Source organism: Acidovorax sp. HDW3 (assembly GCF_011303755.1).
GTDB lineage: Bacteria > Pseudomonadota > Gammaproteobacteria > Burkholderiales > Burkholderiaceae_C > Paenacidovorax.
Genome location: NZ_CP049885.1, coordinates 2,118,032 through 2,143,245, shown reverse-complemented (window position 1 = coordinate 2,143,245; position 25,214 = coordinate 2,118,032). Strand labels below are relative to the sequence as shown.

The window sequence follows — 25,214 nt, the reverse complement described above, 5'->3', positions numbered from 1 at the left end:
TTGTTCTTTGCTTATCCCATGATTCCACGCACCCTGCTCCAGACGGCGGCCCTGTCCGCCCTTGCCCTTGCCGCCTTGGCTGGCTGCAGCAAGAAAGAAGAGGTGCCGGCGAGCGCTGCCGCCGCCCCGGCTGCAGCCGCAGCGCCCGCCGACAAGCTGCACATTGGCTTTGTGTACGTCAGCCCGATTGGCGATGGCGGCTGGACCTACCAGCACGACCTCGGGCGCAAGGCCATTCAGGAGAAGTTTGGCGACAAGATAGAAACCTCGTTCGTCGAGAGCGTGCCCGAGAGCGCCGACGCCGAGCGCGTGCTGCGCGACATGACCAGCCAGGGCAAGCAGCTCATTTTTGCCACCAGCTTTGGTTACCAGGAATTCGTGCAAAAGGCGGCGGCCGAGCTGCCGCAGGTGAAGTTTGAGCACGCCACCGGCTACAAGCAGGCGCCTAACGTGGCCACCTACGACACCAAGACGTTTGAAGGCGCTTACCTGGCGGGCATCGTCGCCGGCGGCATGAGCAAGACCAAGACCATCGGCGTCGTCGCCTCGGTGCCGATTCCTGAGGTGGTGCGCAACATCAACAGTTTTGTGCTGGGCGCGCAGAGCGTCGATCCGGCGATCAAAGCCAAGGTGGTGTGGGTCAACGAATGGTTCAGCCCGCCCAAGGAGGCCGAGGCCGCTACGTCGCTCATCAATGGCGGCGTGGACGTGATGTACCAGAACACCAATTCGCCTTCGGTACTCAAGACCGCCGAGGAGCGCGGCGTGCGCGCCTTCGGCAAGGATGGCGACATGAGTGCTTTTGCACCCAAGGCGCACCTGGGCTCGGCCGTGATCGACTGGACGCCTTACTACAGCAAGGTGGTGCAGGACACCCTGGCCGGCCAATGGCAGGGCGGCGCCCACTGGTGGGGCGTGAAAGAAGGTGCGATCGACCTGCTGAAAATTGCCGACGATGTGCCGCAAGACATCAAAGATCGCGTCGCCAAGGCCCGCGCCGGCCTCAAGGATGGCAGCTTTGCCGTCTGGACTGGCCCGGTCAAGGACAACGCCGGCCAGGAGCGCCTGGCGGCCGGCCAGGTGGGCGATTTGCCGTTCCTGAGCAGCATCAACTTCTACGTTGCCGGCATCGACGGCAAGGTGCCGGGCACCGACGCCAAGTAAGGTTTCCTTTTCATTTGTGTTGTAAAGACTCACCATGACCGATTTGCACAAGCGTTCCCTGTTGCAATGCGCCGCCGTGACGGCGCTGGCCGCCGCTGCCCTCGTGGGCTGCGGCAAGAAAGAAGAGGCGGCGCCCGCCGCTGCGGCCCCGGCCCCGGCAGCCGCTCCGGCGGCTGCAGCCAAGCCCGAGCCGCTCAAAATCGGCTTTGCCTACATCGGCCCGGTGGGCGATGGCGGCTGGACGTATGCCCACGACCAGGCGCGCAAGAAGCTCGAAGCCGAGTTTGGCGACAAGATCGCTACCACCTACGTCGAGAGCGTGCCCGAGGGCGCGGACGCCGAGCGTGTGTTCCGCGACCTGATCGGCCAGGGCAACAAGCTGATCGTCGGCGCCACCTTTGGCTACATGGACGTGATGCAGAAGCTGGGCGAGGAATTTCCAGATGTGAAATTCGAGCACGCCACCGGCTACAAGACGCGCGAGAACGTGCGCACGTTTGACAGCCGCACCTACGAAGGCGCGTACCTGGCAGGCATCGTCGCTGGCAGCATGAGCAAGACCGGCACCCTGGGCGTGGTCGGCTCGGTGCCGATTCCGGAGGTGCTGCGCAACATCAACAGCTTCACCCTGGGCGCACAGAGCGTGAATCCGAAGATCAAGACCAAGGTCGTGTGGGTCAACGAGTGGTTCAGCCCGCCCAAGGAAACCGAGGCCGCCACCAGCCTGATCAACGGTGGCGCCGACGTGCTGTTCCAGAATACCGACTCGCCCGCTGTGCTCAAGACGGCTGAGGAAAAAGGCAAGCGCGCCTTTGGCTGGGACAGCGATATGACGGCCTACGGCCCGAAGGCGCACCTGGGTTCTGCCGTTATCAACTGGCTGCCGTACTACACCAAGGCCACCAAGGACGTGCTCGATGGCACCTGGAAGACCGGCCAGGCCTGGTGGGGCGTGAAGGAGGGCGCGGTCGATCTGGTGTCGCTGGCGGAGGACGTGCCAGCCGAGGTGCGCGCCAAGGTCGATGCCGTCAAGGCCGGGCTCAAGGATGGCAGCTTCGTCATCTGGAAGGGCCCCATCGTGGACAACGCCGGCAAGGCCGTGCTCGACAAGGATGCTGTGGCCGACGACAAATTCCTCACCAGCATCAACTTCTACGTCAAGGGCGTGGATGGCAAGGTGCCTGGCGGCCAATAAGCGCTGCGTGCTGTGTGTCAAGGGCTGCCGCTGGCAGCCCTTTTTTGTGTCCAGTATGTGACAGTGGTTGTGGCTGAAACAAGGTATGCGCCTCTAAACTGCGCCTTGCCCCGGATTGGTAGAGGGCAGATATTTGGAGACAACAATGAAGCGCATTTTTCAACGCGGCCTGTGGCCGCTGTCGGTGTTGGCCGTGGCTACTTTGACCGCCTGCGGTGGTGGCGGTGGCGACAGTGGCCAGGACAGCACCTACCAGGTGGAGATCCGCCGCACCACCATGGGTGTGCCGCACATCAAGGCCAGCAACTGGGGCAATCTGGGCTACGGCTATGCCTATGCCCAGGCGCAGGACAACCTCTGCACCATGGCCGATGCTTTTCTCACCTACCGAGGCGAGCGCTCGCAATACCTGGGCGGTGATGCCCTGGCGGTGAATAAGAGCACCATTGGCCGCCCAGTTAACCTGGAGTCTGATTTTTTCTTCCGTCATGTTGTCTCCGACGACATGCTCGATAGCCTGGCGGCAGCGCAAAGCGAGGACATGCGCAAGCTGGTGTCCGGTTTTGTCGCCGGCTACAACCGTTATTTGCGTGATGTGAAGGGCAGCGCTGGCGCCCATGCTGCCTGCCGTGATGCGGCCTGGGTCAAACCGATTACCGAGCGTGACCTGCTGCGCCGCGCCTACGCCGCCAACCTGGCTGCTGGCTACAGCAACTTTGTGCCGCAGATCGCCACCGGTGCACCGGCGGCAGCGGTGCAGAATCGGCGCGCACAGCAAAGCGAAGGCACGCTCACACCCGAGAGCTTCACACCACCGGCGCTGGAGGTCGGCGGCAGCGCCGGCGTGGGCAGCAATATGTACGGCTTTGCGCCGGCGGCGACGGGTGAGGGTAGCCCGGTGATGTTCGGCAACCCGCACTGGTACTGGAAGGGGGGCGACCGCTTCTACCAGGCACACCTGACAATTCCGGGCCAGCTCAACGTCAGCGGCGCCTCGTTCCTGGGTCTGCCCATGATCCAGATCGGCTTCAACGACAACGTTGCCTGGAGCCACACCGTTTCGACCGCGCGCCGCTTTGGCCTGTTCCAACTCACCCTGGCGCCGAGCGACCCGACTAGCTACCTGGTGGACGGCCAGGCCAAGAAGATGGCGGCCAGCACCATCAGCGTGCAGGTGCTGCAGCCGGGCGGCGGCACGAGCGCGGTGCAGCGCACCCTGTACAAGACGGAATATGGCCCGCTCATCAACCTGTCGAGCCTGAATGCGGCGCTGGGCAACTTCACCTTTGCCATCCGCGACATCAACGGCCAGAACTTCCGCAGCCTGCGCAACTGGATGCGCTGGAACATGGCGGGCTCGCTCGACGAGTTCATGAAAATCCAGAAGGAAGAGGCCGCCATTCCCTGGGTCAACACCGTGGCTGTGGCGCGCGGCAACAGCCAGGCCTGGTATGCCGACATTGGCGCCGTGCCCAATGTGCCGCCGGACAAACTCGCCGCCTGCACTACGCCCATTGGCAAGCTCATGGCCAGCGCTGTGCCCAATGTGCCGATTCTCGATGGCTCCAACAGTGCGTGCGAATGGAGCACGGACAGCGATTCGGTGCAAAAAGGGGCGATTGGTGTTGCCCGTATGCCGGGTTTGCTGCGCTCGGACTACGTTGGCAACATGAACGACAGCTACTGGCTGGCGAACCCGAACCAGCCGCTGACCGGCTACCCCGCCATCTTTGGCGCCGCCGGCACGGCCTCGCAAACCCTGCGCACCCGCCTGGGCCACACCATGGCGCTCGAACGCCTGGCCGGCACCGACGGCTACAGCGGCAACAAGGCCAGCAGCGCCATCGTGCGCCAGATGGTGCTCAATAACCGGATGTACGCCGCCGAACGCTTCAAGGGCGAGGTGCTGGCGCTGCTGTGCCAGGGGCCGAGCACAGAGCTGAGCGCCGCCTGTGCCGCACTGGCCGCCTGGGACAACAAGGGCAACGTCGATTCGCGCGGCTCGCATGTCTGGGATGAGTTCTGGGGCAACGCCACGACTGCCATCAAGGAAGCCGACCTGTACAGCGTGCCGTTCAGCGCGGCCGATCCGCTCAATACCCCGCGTGGCATCAACCCAGCTGCCGCCGACAAGCTGCGCCAGGCGCTGTCGGCTGCGGTGCAAAAGGTGCAGGCATCGGGCTTTGCTTTTGATGCGCCGCGTGGTGAGCTGCTGTTCTCACAGCGTGCGGGCAAGAAGATTGCCCTCTACGGTGGTTGCGGTCCGCTGGGCTACTTCACCATTGCCTGCTCGGAAAACCCGCTGAACAAAGGCGGTTACAGCATGGACGGACAGCCCCACGGCAACACCTATATGCATGTGGTGAGCTTCCCCAGCGGCGGCGTGGAGGCGTACACCTTCCTGACCTTCTCGCTGTCGGACGATCCGGCCTCGGCGCACTACGCCGACTACACCCAGGCCTACGCGGCCCAGCAGTGGCTGCGCCTGCCGTTCTCGGAAGCTGAGATCAGCGCCGACAAGAACTACCAAAGCGTGAGCATCAAGGAGTAAGCACCACGCCTGCTCTTGCTCTCTGCCCCGCCGCCCGGCGGGGCATTTTTTTGCGCGCGCGGCGGGCCCGCTGCTGGGGTTTCAAAGGCAAAATACGGCTTTTGCGCTCGCCCAACAAGCGCAAGCAGCTATCAAAATCATAGTAATTGCAAGGAGCTTGCAGCATGAGCATCAAAAGCGACAAATGGATCCGCCGCATGGCCGAGCAGCACGGCATGATCGAGCCCTTCGAGCCCGGCCAGGTGCGCCAGGCCGAGGGCAAGAAAATCATCAGCTACGGCACCAGCAGCTACGGCTACGACATTCGCTGCGCGCCCGAATTCAAGGTGTTCACCAACATCCACAGCACGGTGGTCGATCCGAAGAATTTTGATGAAAAAAGCTTCGTCGATTTCCAGGGCGACAGCTGCATCATTCCGCCCAACAGCTTTGCCCTGGCGCGCACCGTCGAATACTTTCGCATCCCGCGCAACGTGCTCACCGTCTGCCTGGGCAAAAGCACCTACGCGCGCTGCGGCATCATCGTCAACGTCACGCCCTTCGAGCCCGAGTGGGAGGGCTATGTGACGCTGGAATTTTCCAACACCACGCCGTTGCCGGCGCGCATCTACGCCGGCGAGGGCTGCGCCCAGGTGCTGTTCTTTGAGAGCGACCCCGACGACGTGTGCGAAGTCTCGTACAAAGACCGGGGCGGCAAGTACCAGGGCCAGGTCGGCGTCACCTTGCCCAAGGCCTGAACGGCCTTTTCTGCTTCTGTGGTGTAAGAAAAAATACAGGGTTTTCACTGGCGGTGCGACAATCACGGGTTCATGAGCAATTCCTATTCCTCCCTTACGCTGGCTGAACCGCTCAAGCGTGCCGTGGCCGACATGGGCTACGAGACCATGACGCCGATCCAGGCGCAGGCCATTCCCGTCGTGCTTTCGGGCCAGGACGTGATGGGCGCGGCCCAGACTGGCACGGGCAAGACGGCGGCCTTCTCGCTGCCGCTGTTGCAGCGCCTGATGCAGCACGAAAACAGCTCCGCCTCGCCCGCGCGCCATCCGGTGCGCGCCCTGGTGCTGTTGCCCACGCGCGAACTGGCCGATCAGGTGGCGCAGCAGATTGCGCTCTACGCCAAGTACACCAAGCTGCGCAGCACCGTCGTCTTTGGCGGCATGGATATGAAGCCGCAGACCATCGAGCTGAAAAAAGGCGTCGAGGTGCTGGTGGCCACGCCCGGGCGGCTGCTTGACCACATCGAGGCCAAGAACGCCATCTTGAACCAGGTCGAATACGTGGTGCTCGACGAGGCCGACCGGATGCTCGACATCGGCTTCCTGCCCGACCTGCAGCGCATCCTGAGTTACCTGCCCAAGAGCCGCACCACGCTGCTGTTCTCGGCCACTTTCTCGCCCGAGATCAAGCGCCTGGCCGGCAGCTACCTGCAAAACCCCGTCACCATCGAGGTGGCGCGCCCGAACGAAACCGCCTCCACCGTCGAGCAGCGCTTTTTCAGCGCCCAGGACGACGACAAGCGCCGCGCCATCCGCAAGGTGCTCAAAGAACGTGCCATCCGCCAGGCCTTCGTTTTCGTCAACAGCAAACTCGGCTGCGCGCGCCTGACGCGCGCCCTGGAGCGCGACGGCCTGCGCGCTGCCGCCCTGCATGGCGACAAGAGCCAGGACGAGCGCCTCAAGGCGCTCGAAGCCTTCAAGACCGGTGATGTGGATCTGCTGGTGTGCACCGACGTGGCAGCACGCGGCCTGGACATCAAGGACGTGCCAGCGGTGTTCAACTACGACGTACCGTTCAACGCCGAAGACTACGTGCACCGCATTGGCCGCACGGGCCGCGCCGGCGCCAGCGGTCTGGCCGTGACCCTGGTCGCCAGCAGCGACACCCGCCTGGTGGCCGAGGTGGAGAAGCTGATCAAGAAAAAAATCGAGGTCGAAGCCATCGAACTCGACGACGAGCGCCCGCGCGGGCGCTTCAATGACGGGCGCCGCGCCTGGCGTGAGGACGGTGGCCGCGAGGGCCGCGAGCCAGCGGGCGCTGGCGACAGCCCGGCGCCGCGCCGCAGCAGCTACCGCGCCCCAGCCGTGGCACGTGATCCGTTCTTCGACAAGCCTTACGAAGCGCGCCACCAAGCGAGCGAGTCTGCCAGCTGGGAGGTTGCGCCCAAGGCCGGTGTGCCAGCGCGTGGCGGCGTCTCGGCCAACATCAAGCCCCGGCGCAAGCTCGCCGCCTTGTTCAAGGCGCCAGTGGCGCTAGAGCCCGTAGCGCCACCCACGGTTGCCATCAACGCCCCTGTTGAAGGGTAAAAACCAAAGAAAAATAGCTGCTAACGCTTGCCAGTCAAGCGCGAGCAGCTATTTTTTTAATAGCAATTCAGAGTTTGTTGTGCCCCGCGTGCCCGTTGTCTGGGTTGCGCTGGGTCAGTTCGGCGATGAGGGCTGCGTCCACCTGGGCAAAGCTGCGCACTTCGCCCCCTCGGCGCGTGGCAAATTCCTGCGCGGCAGCGCGGCTGGCAAAGGCGGGCAGGTTGCCCGCGCGCATGGGGCCACGTGCGTTCGAGCCGTGGACGTAAAACGCCTGCTCCGCTGCCAGCCAGCCCTGGCCGGGGGCGGCGTTGCTGTCGCTGACGTAGCGCGCCACGACTTCGCTGGCGTTGCGCTGCGGGCTGTAGCGCGGCATGTCCTGCAGGTACATGAAGAGCGACAGCGGCGAGTCGAAGAAATGCGCCTCGCCGTTGGCAAAGATGAGCTGCGCCGCCCATTGCGGCGCGCGTGCCGGGAACATGCCGCAGACCGGGCAGCGGGCGTCCGCTGGCACGGCGCGGGCAGCCGTCAGGGGCAGGCCGCTCGCTGGGTCGTAGGGGCTGGGCGGGGCGACCAGGCAGTAATCATCCTCGGGCAGTGCCGCCGCCACGGGGCGGGCACGCCACTGCCAGGCCGCCAGGCCGCCACTGACGAGCAGGCCGCCCAGGCCGATGGCCAGCCAGGCGCGGCGCTGCAGGCGGGGCAGGGCGGGCGGTGCCATTTACATGCGGGTGTCGTGCAGTGCGCCGCCGCTCAGATCGACCATGTCGAGCTTGATGTCGGCAAAGCGCAGCACCTTGCCGCCGAATTCCTGGGCGAACTTGGCAGCGTCCGGTTCTTGGGCAAAGCTGCCAATGGTTGGGCCCATGGAGCCTTTGCGCTTGCCGCCGACGACGTAGTAGGCGCCTTTGGCGTCGATCCAATGGCCTTGCGGGTGCTCCCAGTCGGCCTGGCCCATGTCCTGTACGTACACGGCGCGCACGGCGCGCACTTGTTCACCAGCGAGCAGGGTGTTGAAGAGTTCGACCGTGTCGCAGAAGAAAGAAGGCTTGTCCTGGCCGGCGTAGTGGATCTGCGCCTTGGGGCCGGCGTAGTCCGAGAGCAACATGCCGTCGAGTTCGCAGGAGGTTGTCCGGTCGATCTCGACTGGGGCCATCGACTGCTGCTCGGCGGCTTTGTCGCCACAGCCGCCGAGCAGGGCCAGGGCGGTGAGTGTGGCGAGCAGGGCGTGGCGGGACAGGGCGCGGGGCATCATGGCTTGAATCTCCAGTGGGCAAGGGCGAGGGGCAGGGCGATCCAGGCGAGCATGACGCCGCCCATGGTCAGCGGGTTGCCCAGCGAGGCGGGCACCACGCTGGCCAGGCCGTAGAGGGTGCGCACGTCGTCGAGCGAGAAGACGTTGAGGATGCGGAACACGTCGGCTGGATTGAGCAGCAGCAGCCAGGCAAAGGCGTCGCTGGCAAACTGGCCGCCCGTGGTCACCAGCAGACCCAGCAGCAGCAGGTCGAACACCAGCACGAAGAAGAACCAGGTGGCAATGGCCAGACCCGAGGCGCGGGTGCGCTCGCGTGCCAGCACCGACAGCAGCACTGCCAGGCTCAGGAACGCCAGCCCGAGCAACACCGAGCTGAGGACAAAACCGAAGAAGTGGTAGAGCGCGTTGGCATTGAGGTGGCGCACCATGATGAGCGCTACGGCGCCAAAGCCGGCCACGGTCGAGAGTGTGAGCGCCAGCGCCAGGCCCAGGTATTTGCCCAGCAGCAGCTCCAGGCGCGTGATCGGCAGTGCCAGCAGCAGGTCCAGCGAGCCGCGCTCGCGCTCGCCGACGATGGCGTCAAAGCCCAGCAGCAGCGCGATCAGCGGGATCAGGTAAATGACGAGGCTGACCAGGCTGGCGATGGTGAATTCGATCGAGCGAAAGCCCACCTGGCCCTGCTGCGCACCGCCAAAGTAGGCGATGACGAGCGAGAAAATGGTGAACACCAGGGCCACGGCCAGCACCCAGCGGTTGCGCAGGCGGTCGCGCAGCTCTTTGGTGGCCACAGTGAGGATAGGGGTCAGTTCCATGGGGCAGGACGATCAGGCAGAGAGGCCGAAGAACATGTCTTCGAGCGAGGGTTCGATCAGGCGCACGTCACGCACCTGCGCGCCCAGGGGTGCGAGGGCGGCGAGCACGGCCATTTTGTGTTCGCGCGGGCATTGCAGCTCCAGCCCCTGCGCGCGTGGCAGGGCGCTGCAGCCGGTGGCGGCCTGCAAGGCGGCGGTGGCAGGGGCGACGGCGTCGCTCGCCAGGTCGATTTCTACTGTCAGCGGCAGGCCGGTGCGCTCGCGCAGCTCCTGCACGCTGCCCAGGGCCTGGAGCTGGCCGCTGGCGAGAATGGCCAGGCGATCGACGCGCTCTTGCAGCTCCGACAGGATGTGCGAGGTGATGATGACGGTCACCCCCTGCTGCTGCAGGCCGCGCAGGGTGGCGTAAAAGTCGCGGATGGCCTGCGGATCGAGGCCATTGGTCGGCTCGTCGAGGAACAGCACGCGCGGGCTGCCCAAGAGCGCTTGCGCAAAGCCCAGGCGCTGGCGCATCCCCTTGGAGTACTCGCGCACCGGGCGTTTGCCGGCGTGCGCCAGGCCCACGCGTTCGAGCATGGGCTGGCATTGATCGAGCGGCGCGCCTTTGAGGCGGGCGAAGAAGTGCAGGGTCTCCAAGCCGTCGAGGTTGTCGTACAGCACCACGTTCTCGGGCAGGTAGCCGAGCTGGCGGCGGGCCTGGCGAAAGTCGCGCCCACCCACGGGCGTGCCACCGATGACGATGCTGCCGGCGGTGGGCGTGATGAGGCCGAGCATCATCTTGAACAAGGTGCTCTTGCCTGCGCCGTTGTGGCCGATGAGGCCAAAAATCTCGCCCTGGGCAATGTCCAGATCGACACCATCGACAGCGTGCAGCGCACCGAAATGCTTGCGCACACCGCGCAAGGCAATGGCCCTATCGTTACTGGCCGGGGAAATGCTTGCCACGCCACTGACTCCAATCTTCATGAAATGGGCGCATGTGCGGTTGGGGATCAACCACCGAGGGCACACGCAAAATGGGAAATTGTTGTGCCACCAGGCGCAGCGCCTGCACGGCCGGGCTGGCCAGCAGCAGCTTGATGCTGGGGTGGCGCCAGATCAGGCGATCGACCATGTCGTTGGCCTCGTAGGGCACGTCGCCGATGCTGTCGCCGTTGCGATCCCAGCCAATGTAGTTGCTCCAGTGGTTGCCGCGCTTTTGGCCCCAGGTTTCATCGCGTGCGCCGACGTAGCGCACCTGCTCGCGGTTATCAATGAAGTCGTTGCCTTCGACTTCGTTGCGCGTCGAGCCGGCCGAGAGGTGCACGCCCACGGTGTTGTCCACCACCAGGTTGTTGTTGAGTTCGATGTATTCGACGTCGTAGATGAAAAAGCCCCGGTTGTTGCCGGCGACGACGTTGCCTTCGATCACCGAATCCTGCAGCGTGCGCAGCATGATGCCGTGGTCCGAGTTGCCCCAGGCGCGGTTATTGCGTACCTCCTGGTTGCGCACTTCCATCAGGGCCAGGCCGCCCCGGTTGTAGAACGTGTCGTTGTCCTCCCACAGGTTGTAGTAGGAGTTCATGTAGTGCGTGCCGTAGCGGCTGTGGTGCAGCTTGTTGCCTTTGAACAATGCGTGGTGCGATACGTCCACATACAGCGCATCGCGCACGAAGCTGATGTTGTTGTTCAGTATCTTGGCGCCCTTGGTGTTGTACAGCTGCACGCCATTGCCGCGCTGGGGCGAGTCGTACTCGCGCTTGCCGGTGATGGTGTTGTGCTCGATGAGCACGTCGTTGGCCTTCTCGATCCACAGGCCAAAGAGGTTGTAAGTCAGGTCGCAGCGGCGCACGATGGCGCGGTGTGCGCCGGGGTAGAGGTAGATGCCGGCATTTTGGTCTTTGAGGCTGTCGCCCGAGTCGCTGACGATGAGCCCTTCGATAACCACGTCGGGCACTGTCACGCGGATGGTGTCGCCCTGGTTGCCGCCGCTCACGGTGGGGCGGTCGATGCCGCGCAGCGTCAGGGGCTTGTCGATCAGCAGGTTGGCCTGGTATTTGCCGCGCGCAATCTCCAGCACATCGCCGGGCTGGGCGCGGCGCACCGCAGCGGCGAGGTCGTCGCCGGGGCGCACGTTCAGGGTTGCTGCCTGTACGGCCCCGGCGCACAGCAGCACCAGGGCCCCACTTAAGTGGGTGATGGCAGCTTTCATGGCGTGAACAGTCCCAGCGCCTGCAGCAGCAGGAACAAGGCCGCGCCAATCATCAGGTTCTTGAAGCCCACGTAGCTGATCATGTCGAACACTCCGGAAATCCGGTAATTGTCGCGCCACCATGGGCCGTCTTTGACGTAACGCCGGCCCGAGAGGCGAATCAGCACCTCGTACACGCTCCAGCCAAACCACCAGCCGATGATGGCGCCCGAGGACAGGTGGCCCATGGCGGTCATGATCCAGGCCACGGTGGCGGCGACGGCCAGGGCCACACCGGCCATTTGCAGTGCGCGGCGGCTGTGCCAGCCCTCGCTGCTCCAGGGCCAGAGGTGGTCGCGCGCTTCGAGCAGCAGCCACTGCACCAGGCCGACGTCATGCTTGTGCGCGGGCAAGGTGGCATCGGTGGGCATACGCGGATCGACGCCGTTCTTGGCCTTGGGTGCGATCTGGTCTTCCACCTTGGCCGGGTGGATGGGGATGAAGTAGCCGTTCTTGCCAATGGGCGTGATCTCCAGGCCGTCTTTTTCGCGGCGCTTGCGCTCCTTGGCCAGGGGCGGGCAGCCCTTGGTGTCGGTGTACAGGATCATGCAGTCGAGGCAGTGCAGGCACTCGCGGTGGTCGATGCGGCCATCGGTGTCGATCGCCTGCGCGCCGCAGCCCACGGCGCAGGCCTTGCAGCTGTTGCAATCCTGCTTGCGCTTCAAGCCAAACCAACGGAAGGTGCTGGGCATGGCCAGCGACGCGCCCAGCGGGCAGATGTATTTGCAGTAGGGCCGCTCGATGAAGATGGACACGCCCAGGATGGCGGCCACGAACAGGCCGTAGGGCCAGGAGCGGTTCATCACGCCGACCAGGAAGGTGGTCTTGAAGGGTTCGACCTCGGCCAGCTTCTCGGCCAGGCCCATGGAGAACATCGACACCGTGAGCAGGAAGAAGAAGATGGCGTACTTGAGCCATTTCAGGCGGTCGTGCCACTTTTGCGGCAGCGCCGTCTGAAAGCGCTTCAAGCCCACGGCCTTGGCGATTTTGTAGATGCCTTCCTGCAGCGAGCCGAACGGGCACATCCAGCCGCAGAACAGGCCCCGGCCAAACAGGAAGACGGTGACGATGATGAAGATCCAGAACAGGAAGATGAACGGATCGGACAGGAACAGCGACCAGGTCCACTGGAACAAGATGGAGTGGAACCAGGTCAGCACCTGCGTAATGGACGGCTGCGCCATGTAGTGAAAGCCGATCCAGAAAATGCTGATGGCCCAGAAGCTGTACTTGAAGGCGTTGACCGGCCACTTGTTCTTGTGCGTGGACAGGCGCGTGAGCTTTTCACGCAAGGCGTACACCACGGTGACGGCAATCAGCAGCAGGGCAAACAGGCTGATGGGCAGGGCCTGGTTTTTCCAGATGCGCACCCAGGGCGCGTCCGGCTCTTGCACTTTGGGGCGCCCGCCTTGCAGCAAGTCGGCTGGCAGCCAGTATTTGGACTCGAACACGGCAAAGCTGCGGTGGCCCGTGGCACGGTCCACGCGGTTGCCGAGGAAGGCGAACTTCCAGGGGTAGGCGGCTGAGAACGAATGCGAGCGGATGATGAAGATGCTCGATTCGGTATAGCGCGGCGCACCAGCGGCTTCGAGGCCGTAGAGGTTGAGCGCATCAAGGTCACGGAACGTGAACGCGTCCGCGCCCTGCTTGACCTGCACGCGGTCAAAAATGCCGCCGCGCACAAACCCCGAGCCCTTGAAAGACTCATCGCCCGCTGTCTTGATGACGAAGAGCGCGTTTTCGCCTTCTTTCAGGCGCGAGTGCAGGCTGTCAAAGCCGTTGTCGCCGAGCAGGCTTTTGCCCACGTCGGGTTGATTCAAGTCGCCAAACCACAGCTCGATGAAGGGCTCTGGTCCGCGTGGCAGGCCGACTTGTTCGGGCTTGACCAGCAGCCGCTGCACGGCGCCCATTTTCACGAGCTGGGCCCAGTCGTACTTCTGCCCGGTGGTGATAAATTGGGCCGGTTCGCGCACGGTGGGCGCGATGATGCCGGTCTGGCGCGCGACGGCAGCGCCCGAGGTCATGACGACCTGGTTTTGCGCCACGACGGTGACGGTGGCGCCCGAGATGGCATCGACGCCGAGGATGTTCTCGTCCGGGCGCGAGGGGCCGACTTCGATGCTGTCGGTGACCGATTTGCCCAGGTACTGGTTATTGAAGTTGATCAGCGCAGATTCAGGAATACCCAGCAGCAAGATCGGCTCGGAGTGCTTGAGCACCTTGATGCCGACGAAATGCCCGGCCTTGTCCATGCCGATCAGGGTCACCACTGGCTTGCCGGAGTAGGCCGGGGTGTCGGTGATGTCGGTGGACAGCATGACGTAGCCCAGCAGCTTTTTGTCGGCCCCTTCGTGGTCGTAGGCCTCGACGTAGGGCGGCTGGCCTTTGCGCTCGGAGAAATAGGTGGCGCCCGGAAACACCTCGGTGCAGGGCAGTAGCGAGCACATGGCTGGCGTGGTCGCCAGGTTGGCCGGTAACTCGGCCTCGTAGGCGCCTGCATGGGCGACGCGGGGCGCGTGCAGCAGCAGCGCCAGAAACAGGGCAAAACAAAAGGCAGCAAGCCGCTGCAGGCCGAGGGGGAACATCACACTATCCAATGAAAAACAGGCGCCGCGCGCCAGCGCAGCGCCTGTCATGGGGAGAGGCTATCAGGCCTCGACGATCATACGCGTGCGCATTTCAAGGTGCAGCGCGTGGCAGAAGTGGGTGCAGTAGCACCAGAACACACCGGGTTTGTCGGCAATGAAGGTCACCGACTTGGTCTCCAGCGGGTTGACGATGAAGTTGACGTTGTAGTTCGGGATGGCGAAACCGTGCGTCAAGTCTTCAATCTTGTCCAGGTTGGTCAGGATCAGGGTGACTTCGTCGCCCTTCTTCACCGTGAATTCACGCAGCGAGAAGGCCGGGGCCTGCGAGGTCAGCTTGACGGTGACCTTCTTGCCGTTGCGCGTCACGCCCGATTCCTTCGGGTCTTTGATGGCCAAGGGGAAGTCATCGAGGCTGTACACCTGCTTGGGCTTGACGATGTCGCGCTTGAAGATGATGAAGTCGTGCGGCTCGCCGCGCACCGGGTGATCCGCCAGCAACACCATCTTCTCGCCCGAGATGTCGATCAGCTGTTCGTTCTCGGGGTGCAGCGGGCCCACGGGCAGGAAGCGGTCCTTGGAGAACTTGCAACCCACGGCCAGGAACTTGCCGTCCGCAGCGCGGGTTTCAGAGTGCGAGGCGTTGATGTGGCCCGGCTGATAGTGCACGTCCAGGCGATCGACCACGTACTTGGCGTTCTTGTCACCCTTGGTGAAGGCAATCGCTTTTTCGATGTTCCACTTGACGATCTGGCTGTCCAGGAACAGTGTGGTGTAGGCGTTGCCACGGCCGTCAAAGGCAGTGTGCAAAGGGCCCAGGCCGACTTCGACTTCGGCGACGATGGCGTCGTCGAGCTTTTCCATCTTGCCATCGAACCAGTCGAGCACCTTGGTCAGTTCGATGGTGGTGGTGGTGGGCGAGAGCTTGCCGGCGCAGATGAAGTACTTGCCATCGGGCGAGGCGTTCACGCCGTGCGGGTTCTTGGGCACCGAGACGTAGGCCACCAGGGCGGTCTTGGCGTCCTTGTTGGCTTCGTGCGTGCCATCGACCACGGGCACCTTGGAGCCAGCGATGGTCGTGAACTTGCCGGCCTTGACGGCTTCTTCAATACGGGCGATGTTGAAGAACAGGCAGGCGTCGCGTTCGGCGGACATCATGTCCTCGTAGTGCACGCCGTTTTCGGTGTTGTACTGGTTGGTGGCGGCGAGTTTGCCGTCGAACGAAGTGGCCACCAGATCGCAGTTGCCGTCGATCAGCACCTGCCAGCGCACATCCATGGTTTCGGCATCGACGCAGGTAAAAATCGAACGGTATTTCGCAGTATCGTTGATGCCCTGGCCATTGTTGGGCAGGGGGATAGCGAATTCGCCACCGCAGAACACGCGCGTGGTGTAGTTGATGGCCGGATCGACCGGGTCAGCCTTGTCCGGGAAAATGCCGTGGAAGCCCTGCACGTTGGGCAGGTCGGTGATCTTGTCGCAGACGAAGTAATCGAGGCGGACACGGGCGATGCGGGCGTTGATCTTGTCGTTGATCCAGGCGTAGCGGCCGTCGTAGTTGCCGTCCTTGTAGGAGGCGTGGGTGTGGTGGGTATCGGCAACGGTGTACTTGAGGTGACCGTCGGCCTTGGTGCCCATCACCGCCTTGGATTCGTTGGTGATGCCCCAACCCACGAGCGCGTCCGGCACGAAGCAGGGAATGCGGTGGATTTCACGGCCCGATGGCAGGCCCAGAATGCGCATGTCGCCGGTATGGCCGCCGCTCCAGATGCCGTAGTAGGTGTCGAGCTCACCGGGCTTGAGGTGCACGTTGGCCGCAGCGCCATGGCTTGCTGCGGGCGCTGCCGGTGCGGCAGCCGGTGCGGCTGCAGCCGGGGCGGCAGCGGGCTTGTCGTTGCACGCGGCAACGCCCACCGTCAGACCCGCCAGGGCGGCGGTGTTGATGAAACGGCGACGGCCCAGGCCGGCGGTTTCGGTGCTCAGGTCTTCTCTCTTATTGCTCATGGTTGGCCTCTTTTTAGGATTGGCAAAGGGAAACGGGAGGGGCCCGGGCCGGCGGTGGAGCGCCAGAAGGGGCCAAGACAAAGGGCCTGGCGGGTGGCAGGGCCAGGGCGGGGGAGGAACACAGGGGCGGGGGCTGCGCGGCCCAGGCAGGCGGCGGCGGAGCACTGGCCTGGCCGAGCAGGCACAGCGGGCAGTCAAGCCCCGGCTTGGCAATGTCGGGCAGGCCGTCGGTGTTGTGGCTGATCAGCAGCACGCCGGTTGTGGCGCACACCAGCTCCAGGCTGCGCGGCTGCACGATGGGGCTGGCATAGGCCACGCCGTAGCACAGCACGAACCACGCGAATACCCAGGCGGGTAGGCGGTTCAGGGTGCGAAAGAAGGGCATGGCAGCAGGTCAGAAAGGTGGGGATACCAGGCTACAGCGTACAAGGTAGGCGGTGCGAGGGTTAAATGTTCACCTGGAATGTTCTTTTGAATGTTGACACATATCAAATGAACTCAGACGAAAGGCTCGCACACTGCCGCCCTAACAACTTGTTCTACGATGGCGGCCCGTTGCACGTGCAGCGATGCGCCGTGCAACGGGACTCCATTTTTATTTTTATTGCAATCAAGAAAGGCAACCCCATGAAAAAATTCACCCTGTCCATGACCCTGACAGCGGCCGCCTTGCTGCTCGCCGCCTGCGGCAAGACCGAAGCACCGGCTGCTGCCCCGGCTGCCGCTCCCGCCGCCGCCGCTCCTGCTGCAGCTGCCCCCGCTGCTGCGCCTGCCGCCGCTCCTGCAGCAACGGCTGAAAATGAAGTGGGCAAAAAGGTCTATGGCAGCACCTGCTCCATGTGCCACGCTGCGGGTGTGGCTGGCGCACCCAAGCCGGGCAACAAGGAAGAGTGGGCACCGCGCATCGCCCAAGGCAAGGACACCATGTACAAGCACGCCATCGAAGGCTTCACGGGTGAAAAGGGCATGATGCCCGCGCGCGGTGGCAGCACCAGCCTGACCGACGAGCAGGTCAAGGCCGCCGTCGATTTCATGGCCGACCAGTCGGTGTAAATCCAGAGGATCAGAAGGAGCGAGCCATGAACAACGGTTGGCAAGGTGGGCAGCTGTCGCGGCGGCGTTTTGCGCTGGCGCTGCCTTTGCTTGGGGCGTTGCCCTGGGCCCTGCCCGGCGCGGCCCAGGCGGCGGCGCCGCAGCGAGTGAGTCGGGTGCTGTTGGGCACGCGGGTCGATATCGTCGCCGATGGTGTGGCCGCACCCCTGCTGCGCAGTGCGACCGAGCAGGCGTTTGCTGAAATGCAGCGCCTGCAAGCGCTGCTCAGCCGCTACGACGAAAGCAGCGTGGTGCGCCGCATCAGCGCCGCAGCGGGCCGCCATGCGGTGGCAGTGCCGCCCGAGGTCATGGCCGTGCTGCAAAGTGCGCAGCAGGTGTACCAGGCCAGCGCGGGCGCGTTCGATCCGACCGTGGGCGCGCTCGACGGCTGGCATTTCGAGCCCGGCCAGCAGGCTATGCCGGCGCCGGCACAAATCGCCCAGGCGCTGCGCCGCGTCGATGGCGGCGCATTGCAGCTCGACGCCCGTGCCGGCACGGCCTACCTGGCGCAGCCGGGCATGGCGCTCGATCTGGGCGGAATCGCCAAGCTGCCCATCCTGCAGGCGGGCCTGCAGGTGCTGCAGCGCGCGGGCGTGGACAATGCGCTGGTCAACGGCGGCGGCGACGTGCTCGTCAGCGGCAGCCAGCAGGGCCGGCCCTGGCGTGTGGGTGTGCGCGATCCGCGCCGCCCGGCGCAGCTGCTGGGTGTGATCGAGCTCCAGGGCCAGGGCGTGGTGGCCTCTTCGGGGGACTACGAGCGTGGCTTTGTGCGCGAGGGCCGTCGCCTGCACCATGTGCTCGATCCGCACACGGGCTGGCCGACCACCGGCGTGCACGGCGTGGCGCTGCTGGCGCGTGATGTGGCTGCGGTCAATGGCTGGGGCACGGCGCTGATGGTGCAAGGCCCCGCTGCTGCCCCCGCCTGGGCGGCAGCGCATCCGCAGGCGCAGCTGCTGCTTGCGGGCCGCGATGGCGTGCTGTGGCAGTCGCCTGGCATGAGCGCTGCACTGCGTACTGCCTGATTTTCGCTATCAAAATAAGAGCTGCTGGCGCTTGTTCTGCGAAGGTTTGAAGTGCTTTTTGCCTTCAAACCGTTGTGGAGCAAGCGTCAGCAGCTCTCTTTTTTGTAGCTTCAACCCGGCGTCTGGGCTTGTGGGCAGGCCACCTGGCAGCGTTCACGTTCGGCCAGGGTGGCGCCAAAACGCACGGCGGTCAGGCAGCCGCCCCAGACGCAGCCGGTGTCCAGGGCCAGCAGGTCGGGGCGATTCATCCAGCCCAGGGTGGACCAGTGACCAAAGGCGATCAGCGTGCCGCCGCTGGCGCGCCCGGGCACGTCGAACCAGGGCAGCAGGCCCGGCGGCGGGTGGCTGGCGCTTTCCGTGCTGGCAAAGTCCATCACGCCCTCGGGCGAGCAAAAACGTAGCCGTGTCAGCACGTTGGTGATGACGCGCAGGCGCGCCAGGCCGTCCAGGTGGTCACTCCACTGGTCGGGCTGGTTGCCGTACATGGCGCGTAAAAAATCCTGCCACTGCGGCCCGCGCAGGGCCGCTTGCACCTCGGCGGCGCGCGCCAGGGCGTCGTCGGCGCTCCAGTGGGGCAGCAGCCCGGCGTGCAGCATGAGCAGGCGCTCACCAGCGAGCGTGTGTGTGCGCACCAGCGGCTGCTGGCGCAGCCAGTGCAGCAGCGCGTCGCGGTCGGGCGCCGCCAAAATGGCGGCGAGGGTGTCGCGCCGCCCGGGGGGGCGAATGCCGGCGGCGGTGGCCAGCAGGTGCAGGTCGTGGTTGCCCAGCAGGGGGCGCACGGCGCCATCAAGGGCCATGCAGCGGCGCAGCACGGCGCCCGAGTCCGGCCCCCGGTTGACCAGGTCGCCCAGCAGATAGACGGTGTCGCGGCTGGGGGAGAAGCCGATGTGCGCCAGCAGCCGCTCGAAGGCGTCGCTGCAGCCCTGGATGTCGCCGATACAGTACAGTGCCATGGTCGTTTTTGCGTTGTAGGAGCCATGGATTTTCTGCTGATTGCGCTGCTGACTTTGCTCAATGGCCTGTTTGCCATGTCGGAGCTGGCGTTGGCATCGAGCCGCAAACTGCGGCTGCAGAGTCTGGCCGATGGTGGCGACAAGGGCGCGCGCCAGGCGCTGGCGCTGCTGCAAGACCCGACGCAGTTTTTATCCTCCGTACAGGTGGGTATTACCTCGATTGGCATGGTCAACGGCATTGTGGGCGAGGCCGCGTTCAGCGCCGACCTCGGCCAGTGGCTGCTAGCCCTGGGCACACCGGCCAAGGCAGCCGAGCTGACGGCTACCGCCGCCGTGGTGCTGGGTATCACCTTTGTGACGATTGTGTTTGGCGAGCTGGTGCCCAAGCGCATCGGCCAGCTTTACCCCGAGCAGGTGGCGCGCCTGGTGGCGCGGCCCATGGCGGCGCTGGCGCGCCTGGCGGGGCCGTTCGTGCGTTTGCTGGCGCTGTCCACACAGGCAGTGCTGGGGGTGTTGCGCATCGACAACAAGGCAGCCAGGGCCGTAACGGAAGAGGAAATTGCCGCCAGCCTGAACGAGGGCCATGAGGCCGGGGTGATCGAGGACGACGAGCACCAGCTGGTGCAAAACGTTTTTCGCCTCGACGACCGGCCCCTGACCTCACTCATGGTGCCGCGCTCGGAGGTGCAATGGCTGTCGGCCGATTTGGCCGTGGCCCAGGCCCTGCGCCTGGCCGGCCGCGATGGCGGGCGTGGTGCGCATTCGTGGTACCCGGTGTGCCAGGGCTCGCTCGACGAGGTGGTGGGCGTGGTCAGCGTGGCGCAGTTGCTGTCCCTGCAGGCCGACGCCGCACAGCCCCTGCGCGCTTGCGCCCAGCCGGCGCATTTTTTGCCTGAAACCTTGAGTGGCCTCGAATTGCTCGAACAACTGCGCCAGGGCGCTGGGCGGTTTGTGTTTGTCGTCGATGAATATGGCGTGGTGCAGGGCATCATGACGCCGCGCGATTTGCTCGAAGCGATTACGGGGGAATTGCTGCCCTCGGCCCACAGCGAAGCCTGGGCGTTGCAGCGTGACGACGGCTCCTGGCTGCTCGATGGCCAGATGCCGATTACCGAGCTGAAGGCACGCCTGGATATTCGGGATCTGCCCGACGAAAACCGTGGCCGCTATAACACCTTGGCGGGTTTGCTGCTGACGGTATCGGGCCATTTGCCGACATTGGGCGAGCGTATCGTCTGCACGGGTTGGGAGTTCGAGGTTGTGGATTTGGATGGACGTCGCATTGATAAAGTCCTGGCCCAGTGGATGGGGGCACGGTACCCATAATGCCGTGTGGCTTGTGGTAATTGCTTAGGCGGAAAAACAAGCGGCCATGGGATTTATTTATATAATCCACAGCGTCAAAACCATTTCACGGCCATTGCACCATGACTACTTCCTACAAAGACCTGCTCAAAGAGCGTCAAGCCCTTGATTCCCGCATTGAAGAAGCGCGCACCCGCGAATTGTCGGATGCGGTGAGCAAAGTGCGCAGCATCGTCGCTGAATATGGCCTGACCGAGCAAGACGTATTCCCCACCCCCCGTGCTGGCCGTGGCCCGCGCGCTGCAGCGGCAGGCGGCGCCAAAGTTGCCCCCAAATACCGCAACAACAACGGCGATACCTGGACCGGTCGCGGCAAGCCGCCGAAGTGGATTCAAGGCCAGGATCGCAGCCAGTTCCTGATTGCGTAATCACTGCCAATCCACCGGATTTATCCCCGTCAAAAAACCCGCTGCGGCGGGTTTTTTGTTGTTCGCTTTTGCTATTCCGCGTTGGGTGCAGGGTTGCGGGTTGTGCCCCTTGCCGGGGGATGGGCGCCTGCCCAGAATGGCCGGGCATTTCCTCCAAGGAGTCCCCGATGCCAACACCCAACGCCCCCCACCCCTTCGCCCACACGCTGCAGCCCCTGGCTTTGCCGGACGGGCGCAGTGGCCAGTTTTATTCGCTGCCGTTGCTGGCCGAGGCGTTTCCGGCCATTGGGCGTATGCCCTGGTCGCTGCGCATCGTGCTCGAATCGGTGCTGCGCCATTGCGGAGGCGGCAAAGTCACCCCCGCGCATGTGCAGCAGCTGGCCCAGTGGCAAGCGCAGGCGCCGCGCACCGAAGAAATCCCCTTCATGCTGGCGCGGGTGATTTTGCAAGACTTTACCGGCGTGCCGCTCTTGGCCGATTTGGCCGCCATGCGCAGTGCGGCGCAGCGGTTGGGGGCGAATCCGCGAAAAATCGAGCCGCTGGTGCCGGTGGATTTGGTGGTCGATCACTCCATCATGGTCGATCACTACGGCACCAAAAATGCCCTGGTGCAGAACATGCAGCTCGAATTCCAGCGCAACCGCGAGCGCTACGAGTTCATGAAATGGGGGATGCAGGCATTTCAAACATTTGGGGTCGTGCCCCCGGGTTTTGGCATCGTGCACCAGGTCAATCTGGAGTATTTGGCGCGTGGTGTGCACCAAGATGGTGCTGGCGTGTATTACCCCGATACCCTGGTCGGCACCGACAGCCACACCACCATGATTAACGGCATTGGCGTCGTCGGCTGGGGGGTGGGTGGTATCGAGGCCGAATCGGCCATGCTCGGCCAGCCCCTGTATTTCCTCACGCCCGATGTCGTGGGCCTGGAATTTACCGGCCAGCTGCGCGAGGGCGTGACCGCCACCGATTTGGTGCTGACCGTGACCGAGCTTTTGCGCCGGCACAAGGTGGTGGGCAAATTTGTTGAATTTTTTGGCCCCGGTCTGCGCACACTGTCGCTGCCCGACCGCGCCACCATGGGCAATATGGCGCCTGAATATGGCGCCACGCTGGGCTTTTTCCCAGTGGATGAAAAAACCATTGAATACTTCCAGGGCACGGGCCGCAGCGCGGCGGAGATCGAGGCGTTTGCCGCCTATTTCAAGGCGCAGCAAATGTTTGGTGCACCGCAGGCCGGGGAGATTGACTATTCGCAGGTGCTGCAGCTCGATCTGGGCAGCGTCAGCCCCAGCCTGGCGGGCCCCAAGCGCCCGCAAGACCGGATTGATCTGGGGCAGATGAAGGCCCAGTTCACGCACCTGTTTTCGGCGCCGGTGGAAAGTGGCGGCTTCAAGCTCGCCCCCGAGCGCCTCGATGAGCGCTACCCCCTGGCCGCCAGCGCCCTCGATGGCGCCGCCCCGCCCGAGCTGCCCGCCACCGAAGGCGCGGCGCGCAGCGAGGCTGAAATGGTGCACAACAAACCACGCCTGGAGCTGCAGCACGTGAACGCGCCCCTGCACGGCAAGAACGCGCACCCCAGCATTGGCCATGGCGATGTGCTCATTGCCGCCATCACCAGCTGCACCAACACCTCCAACCCCAGCGTGTTGCTGGCGGCGGGCTTGCTGGCCAAAAAGGCGGTGCAGGCCGGACTCAAGGTGCAACCGCACATCAAAACCTCGCTCGCCCCGGGCTCGCGCGTGGTCACCCAATACCTGAGCCAAACCGGGCTGTTGCCGTATCTGGAGCAACTCGGTTTCACCGTCGCCGGCTATGGTTGCACCACCTGCATAGGCAACTCGGGCGACCTGGCCGCACCGATCAACGAGGCCATTGCTGCGCATGACCTGGTGTGCGCCGCCGTGCTCTCGGGCAACCGAAATTTTGAGGCCCGCATTCACCCCAACATCAAGGCCAACTTCTTGGCCAGCCCGCCGCTGGTCGTGGCCTACGCCTTGGCGGGCAACGTGCGCAAAGACCTCACCAGCGAGCCCCTGGGGCTGGGCGCGCAGGGCCAGCCGGTGTATCTGCGCGACATTTGGCCCAGCAGCGACGAGGTAGCCGCGCTGATGCAGTACGCCATGAACGGCCAGGCGTTTCGTGACAACTACGCCAAAATCCGCCAGGAGCCGGGCGCGCTGTGGGAAAAAATCCAGGGCGCCAGCGGCCAGACCTACCCCTGGCCGGCGAGCACCTATATTGCAGAGCCGCCGTTTTTTGCCAATTTCACTATCAATTCTGTAGCTGCTAGCGCTGATCCACAAAGCGCTACAGGGCCAAAAAGCCTGGAAGTATTGCGCGGTGCGCGCATCATGGCGCTGTTTGGTGACTCCATCACCACCGACCACATCTCGCCCGCCGGCGCCATCAAAGAAAGCTCGCCCGCTGGCCAGTGGCTGCGCGCTCAGGGTGTGGCCCGGCTCGATTTCAACAGCTACGGCTCGCGCCGGGGGCAGCACGAGGTCATGGTGCGCGGCACTTTTGCCAACGTACGCATCAAAAACCTCATGCTCGCGCCCCACGCCGACGGCACGCGCGAGGAGGGCGGCGTCACCCTGTACCAGGGCGACGGCCCGCTGCAGGGCGAAAAACTCACCATCTTCGACGCCGCCACGCGCTACATGGCAGAGGGCACGCCGACGGTGATTTTTGCCGGCGAGGAATACGGCACGGGCTCCAGCCGCGACTGGGCGGCCAAGGGCACGCAGCTGCTGGGTATCCGTGCCGTGATTGCACGCAGTTTTGAGCGCATTCACCGCTCCAACCTGGTGGGCATGGGCGTGTTGCCGCTGCAGTTCCTGGGCCAGGACAGCTGGCAGTCGCTGGGCTTGACGGGCAGCGAGCACATTGACCTGGCCTTGGACCGGGCCCTGGCGCCCCAAAGCCAGGCGCAGCTGCGCATCACCCACGCCGATGGCCGTGTGCAGCAGGTGGCGCTGCGCCTGCGCATCGACACCCCGATCGAGACCGACTACTACCGCGCCGGCGGCATCCTGCCCTACGTTTTGCGTCAGCTTTTGGCGGCGTAAGCCCGAGCGCAGGCCGCTGGCGCGGCACAATCGCGCCCCATGAAAAAGCAGGTATTGATTGCCGGCGGCGGTATTGCCGGGCTGGCGGCGGGCCTTGGCGCGGCCCGTGCGGGGTGTGAGGTGCGTTTGTTCGAGCGCACAGCGGTTTTTAGCGAAGTCGGCGCCGGCGTGCAGCTCGGGCCCAATGTGGTGCGCCGCCTGCAGGCTTGGGGTTTGCAGCAGCCGTTGCAGGCGGTGGCCGCTTTTCCGCCGCGCCTGCGCGTGCGCTGCGCCTTGAGTGGCGCTGAACTGGCGCAGCTGCCCCTGGGGGCGCAGGCGGTGCGGCGCTACGGCGGCGCCTACGCCACCATCCACCGTGCGGATTTGCACGCCCTCTTGCTCGCCGCCGTGCAGCAAGAGGGGGAGGTGCACCTGAACCTGGAGCACCCGATTGACAGCTACCGCGAGGCCGATGGCGCCATCACGGTGCGCGCGGGCGGCAAGAAAATCATCGAGGGCGACGCCCTGATCGGCGCCGATGGCCTGCGCAGCCAGGTGCGCAGCCAGATGTTGGGTGCAGCCGCGCCGCGCAGCACCGGCCACCTGGCGTACCGCGTCGTTGTGCCGCAGGCGGCGCTGCCCGAGCGCCTGCGCACGCAGGAAGTCACGGCCTGGCTCGGGCCGCGCCTGCACGTGGTGCAGTACCCGCTGCGCGGCGGCGCGCTGCAGAACCTGGTGGCCATCATCGAAGGCCCGGCGCCGGCCGATCTCGACGATTGGGATCACAGCGCCAACGCCGCCGACCTCGAAGCCGCCCTGGCCGGCACCTGCAGCGCCTTGCAGGATGCGGTGCGCGGCGTGCCCGAGGCCGGCAGCGGCTGGCGCCTGTGGCCGCTGGCCGATCGGCCACCGCTGCAGTCGCCGGCGCAGATGGCGCGCGGCCTGGTGGCCCTGATCGGCGACGCCGCCCACCCCATGCGCCCCTACATGGCGCAGGGCGCGGGCATGGCGATCGAGGATGCGGTGGAGCTGCAAAGCGCGCTCTCCATGCACGACCTGGAGCTGGGCCTGCGCCTGCGCCGCTACGCCCTCAACCGCTGGCAGCGCAACGCGCGCGTGCAAGCCCAGTCCGAGCGCAACGGCCGCATCTTCCACGCCCAGGGGCCGCTGCGCTGGGCACGCGACGCCAGCCTGCGCCTGCTGGGCGCACGCCTGCTTGACAAGCCGTGGTTGTATGCGGCGTGAATGCTATTAAAAACAGAGCTACT

General features: G+C 64.7%; 20 protein-coding genes. 11 read left to right on the top strand and 9 right to left on the bottom strand.

The window, feature by feature from the left end; genetic code table 11:
- The first annotated feature begins 18 nt into the window (after positions 1 to 18).
- The 5 genes from G7045_RS09750 (at position 19) to G7045_RS09730 (ending at position 7,213) form a co-directional block, all read left to right on the top strand.
- The gene (locus tag G7045_RS09750) at positions 19 to 1,164 is read left to right on the top strand and encodes a BMP family ABC transporter substrate-binding protein (protein WP_166159454.1); all 1,146 of its coding nucleotides are present in this window, start codon (positions 19 to 21) and stop codon (positions 1,162 to 1,164) included.
- A gap of 34 nt (positions 1,165 to 1,198) precedes the next feature.
- Positions 1,199 to 2,359 (top strand): BMP family ABC transporter substrate-binding protein, encoded by a 1,161-nt coding sequence (locus G7045_RS09745; RefSeq protein WP_166159453.1) that lies wholly within the window; start codon positions 1,199 to 1,201, stop codon positions 2,357 to 2,359.
- Positions 2,360 to 2,504: 145 nt separating this feature from the next.
- On the top strand, positions 2,505 to 4,910 hold the full coding sequence (locus tag G7045_RS09740) for a penicillin acylase family protein (RefSeq protein WP_166159452.1): 2,406 nt from the start codon (positions 2,505 to 2,507) through the stop codon (positions 4,908 to 4,910).
- A gap of 164 nt (positions 4,911 to 5,074) precedes the next feature.
- Positions 5,075 to 5,647 (top strand): dCTP deaminase, encoded by a 573-nt coding sequence (dcd, locus tag G7045_RS09735; protein WP_166159451.1) that lies wholly within the window; start codon positions 5,075 to 5,077, stop codon positions 5,645 to 5,647.
- A 72-nt stretch (positions 5,648 to 5,719) separates the two neighbouring features.
- Positions 5,720 to 7,213 (top strand): DEAD/DEAH box helicase, encoded by a 1,494-nt coding sequence (locus tag G7045_RS09730; RefSeq protein WP_166159450.1) that lies wholly within the window; start codon positions 5,720 to 5,722, stop codon positions 7,211 to 7,213.
- A gap of 67 nt (positions 7,214 to 7,280) precedes the next feature.
- On the opposite strand, the gene G7045_RS09725 is transcribed toward G7045_RS09730, so the two are convergent.
- The 8 genes from G7045_RS09725 to G7045_RS09690 all read right to left on the bottom strand — a co-directional run bounded on the left by G7045_RS09725 (position 7,281) and on the right by G7045_RS09690 (position 16,481).
- Positions 7,281 to 7,931, bottom strand: a complete 651-nt coding sequence (locus G7045_RS09725) for a nitrous oxide reductase accessory protein NosL (protein ID WP_166159449.1) — start codon at positions 7,929 to 7,931, stop codon at positions 7,281 to 7,283.
- The gene (locus G7045_RS09720) at positions 7,932 to 8,465 is read right to left on the bottom strand and encodes a nitrous oxide reductase accessory protein NosL (protein WP_166159448.1); all 534 of its coding nucleotides are present in this window, start codon (positions 8,463 to 8,465) and stop codon (positions 7,932 to 7,934) included.
- Positions 8,462 to 9,277 carry an ABC transporter permease gene (locus G7045_RS09715; RefSeq protein WP_166159447.1) on the bottom strand — a complete coding sequence of 272 codons (816 nt, stop codon included), beginning with the start codon at positions 9,275 to 9,277 and terminating at the stop codon, positions 8,462 to 8,464. Before G7045_RS09715 ends, G7045_RS09720 begins: the two co-directional genes overlap by 4 nt.
- A gap of 12 nt (positions 9,278 to 9,289) precedes the next feature.
- The gene (locus tag G7045_RS09710) at positions 9,290 to 10,243 is read right to left on the bottom strand and encodes an ABC transporter ATP-binding protein (protein ID WP_205737183.1); all 954 of its coding nucleotides are present in this window, start codon (positions 10,241 to 10,243) and stop codon (positions 9,290 to 9,292) included.
- Complete coding sequence (locus tag G7045_RS09705; protein WP_166159445.1) at positions 10,197 to 11,468, bottom strand: nitrous oxide reductase family maturation protein NosD; 1,272 nt, start codon at positions 11,466 to 11,468, stop codon at positions 10,197 to 10,199. The genes G7045_RS09710 and G7045_RS09705 overlap by 47 nt, the downstream gene beginning before the upstream one ends.
- A complete protein-coding gene (locus tag G7045_RS09700; protein WP_166159444.1) occupies positions 11,465 to 14,092 on the bottom strand; it encodes a NosR/NirI family protein in 2,628 nt (875 codons plus the stop codon). Before G7045_RS09700 ends, G7045_RS09705 begins: the two co-directional genes overlap by 4 nt.
- A gap of 63 nt (positions 14,093 to 14,155) precedes the next feature.
- Positions 14,156 to 16,096 carry a TAT-dependent nitrous-oxide reductase gene (gene nosZ, locus G7045_RS09695; protein ID WP_166159443.1) on the bottom strand — a complete coding sequence of 647 codons (1,941 nt, stop codon included), beginning with the start codon at positions 16,094 to 16,096 and terminating at the stop codon, positions 14,156 to 14,158.
- Between the two features lie 13 nt (positions 16,097 to 16,109).
- Positions 16,110 to 16,481 (bottom strand): hypothetical protein, encoded by a 372-nt coding sequence (locus G7045_RS09690; RefSeq protein WP_166159442.1) that lies wholly within the window; start codon positions 16,479 to 16,481, stop codon positions 16,110 to 16,112.
- A gap of 242 nt (positions 16,482 to 16,723) precedes the next feature.
- On the opposite strand from G7045_RS09690, the gene G7045_RS09685 reads away from it, so the two are divergent.
- Both G7045_RS09685 and G7045_RS09680 read left to right on the top strand, forming a co-directional pair.
- Complete coding sequence (locus tag G7045_RS09685; protein WP_166159441.1) at positions 16,724 to 17,149, top strand: cytochrome c5 family protein; 426 nt, start codon at positions 16,724 to 16,726, stop codon at positions 17,147 to 17,149.
- Positions 17,150 to 17,175: 26 nt separating this feature from the next.
- A complete protein-coding gene (locus tag G7045_RS09680; protein WP_166159440.1) occupies positions 17,176 to 18,210 on the top strand; it encodes an FAD:protein FMN transferase in 1,035 nt (344 codons plus the stop codon).
- Positions 18,211 to 18,320: 110 nt separating this feature from the next.
- On the opposite strand, the gene G7045_RS09675 is transcribed toward G7045_RS09680, so the two are convergent.
- Positions 18,321 to 19,163: a symmetrical bis(5'-nucleosyl)-tetraphosphatase gene (locus G7045_RS09675; RefSeq protein ID WP_166159439.1), complete on the bottom strand. Its 843-nt coding sequence runs from the start codon at positions 19,161 to 19,163 to the stop codon at positions 18,321 to 18,323.
- Between the two features lie 24 nt (positions 19,164 to 19,187).
- Between G7045_RS09675 and G7045_RS09670 the strand changes: the two genes are divergently transcribed.
- From G7045_RS09670 to G7045_RS09655, 4 genes are all read left to right on the top strand, one after another.
- The gene (locus G7045_RS09670) at positions 19,188 to 20,489 is read left to right on the top strand and encodes a hemolysin family protein (protein ID WP_166159438.1); all 1,302 of its coding nucleotides are present in this window, start codon (positions 19,188 to 19,190) and stop codon (positions 20,487 to 20,489) included.
- Between the two features lie 101 nt (positions 20,490 to 20,590).
- Positions 20,591 to 20,896, top strand: a complete 306-nt coding sequence (locus G7045_RS09665) for an H-NS family nucleoid-associated regulatory protein (RefSeq protein WP_166159437.1) — start codon at positions 20,591 to 20,593, stop codon at positions 20,894 to 20,896.
- Positions 20,897 to 21,063: 167 nt separating this feature from the next.
- Positions 21,064 to 23,967 carry an aconitate hydratase gene (locus G7045_RS09660; protein ID WP_166159436.1) on the top strand — a complete coding sequence of 968 codons (2,904 nt, stop codon included), beginning with the start codon at positions 21,064 to 21,066 and terminating at the stop codon, positions 23,965 to 23,967.
- A 39-nt stretch (positions 23,968 to 24,006) separates the two neighbouring features.
- Entirely contained in the window at positions 24,007 to 25,191 is a 1,185-nt protein-coding gene (locus tag G7045_RS09655; RefSeq protein WP_166159435.1) for an FAD-dependent monooxygenase, read from the top strand.
- Positions 25,192 to 25,214 lie beyond the last annotated feature (23 nt).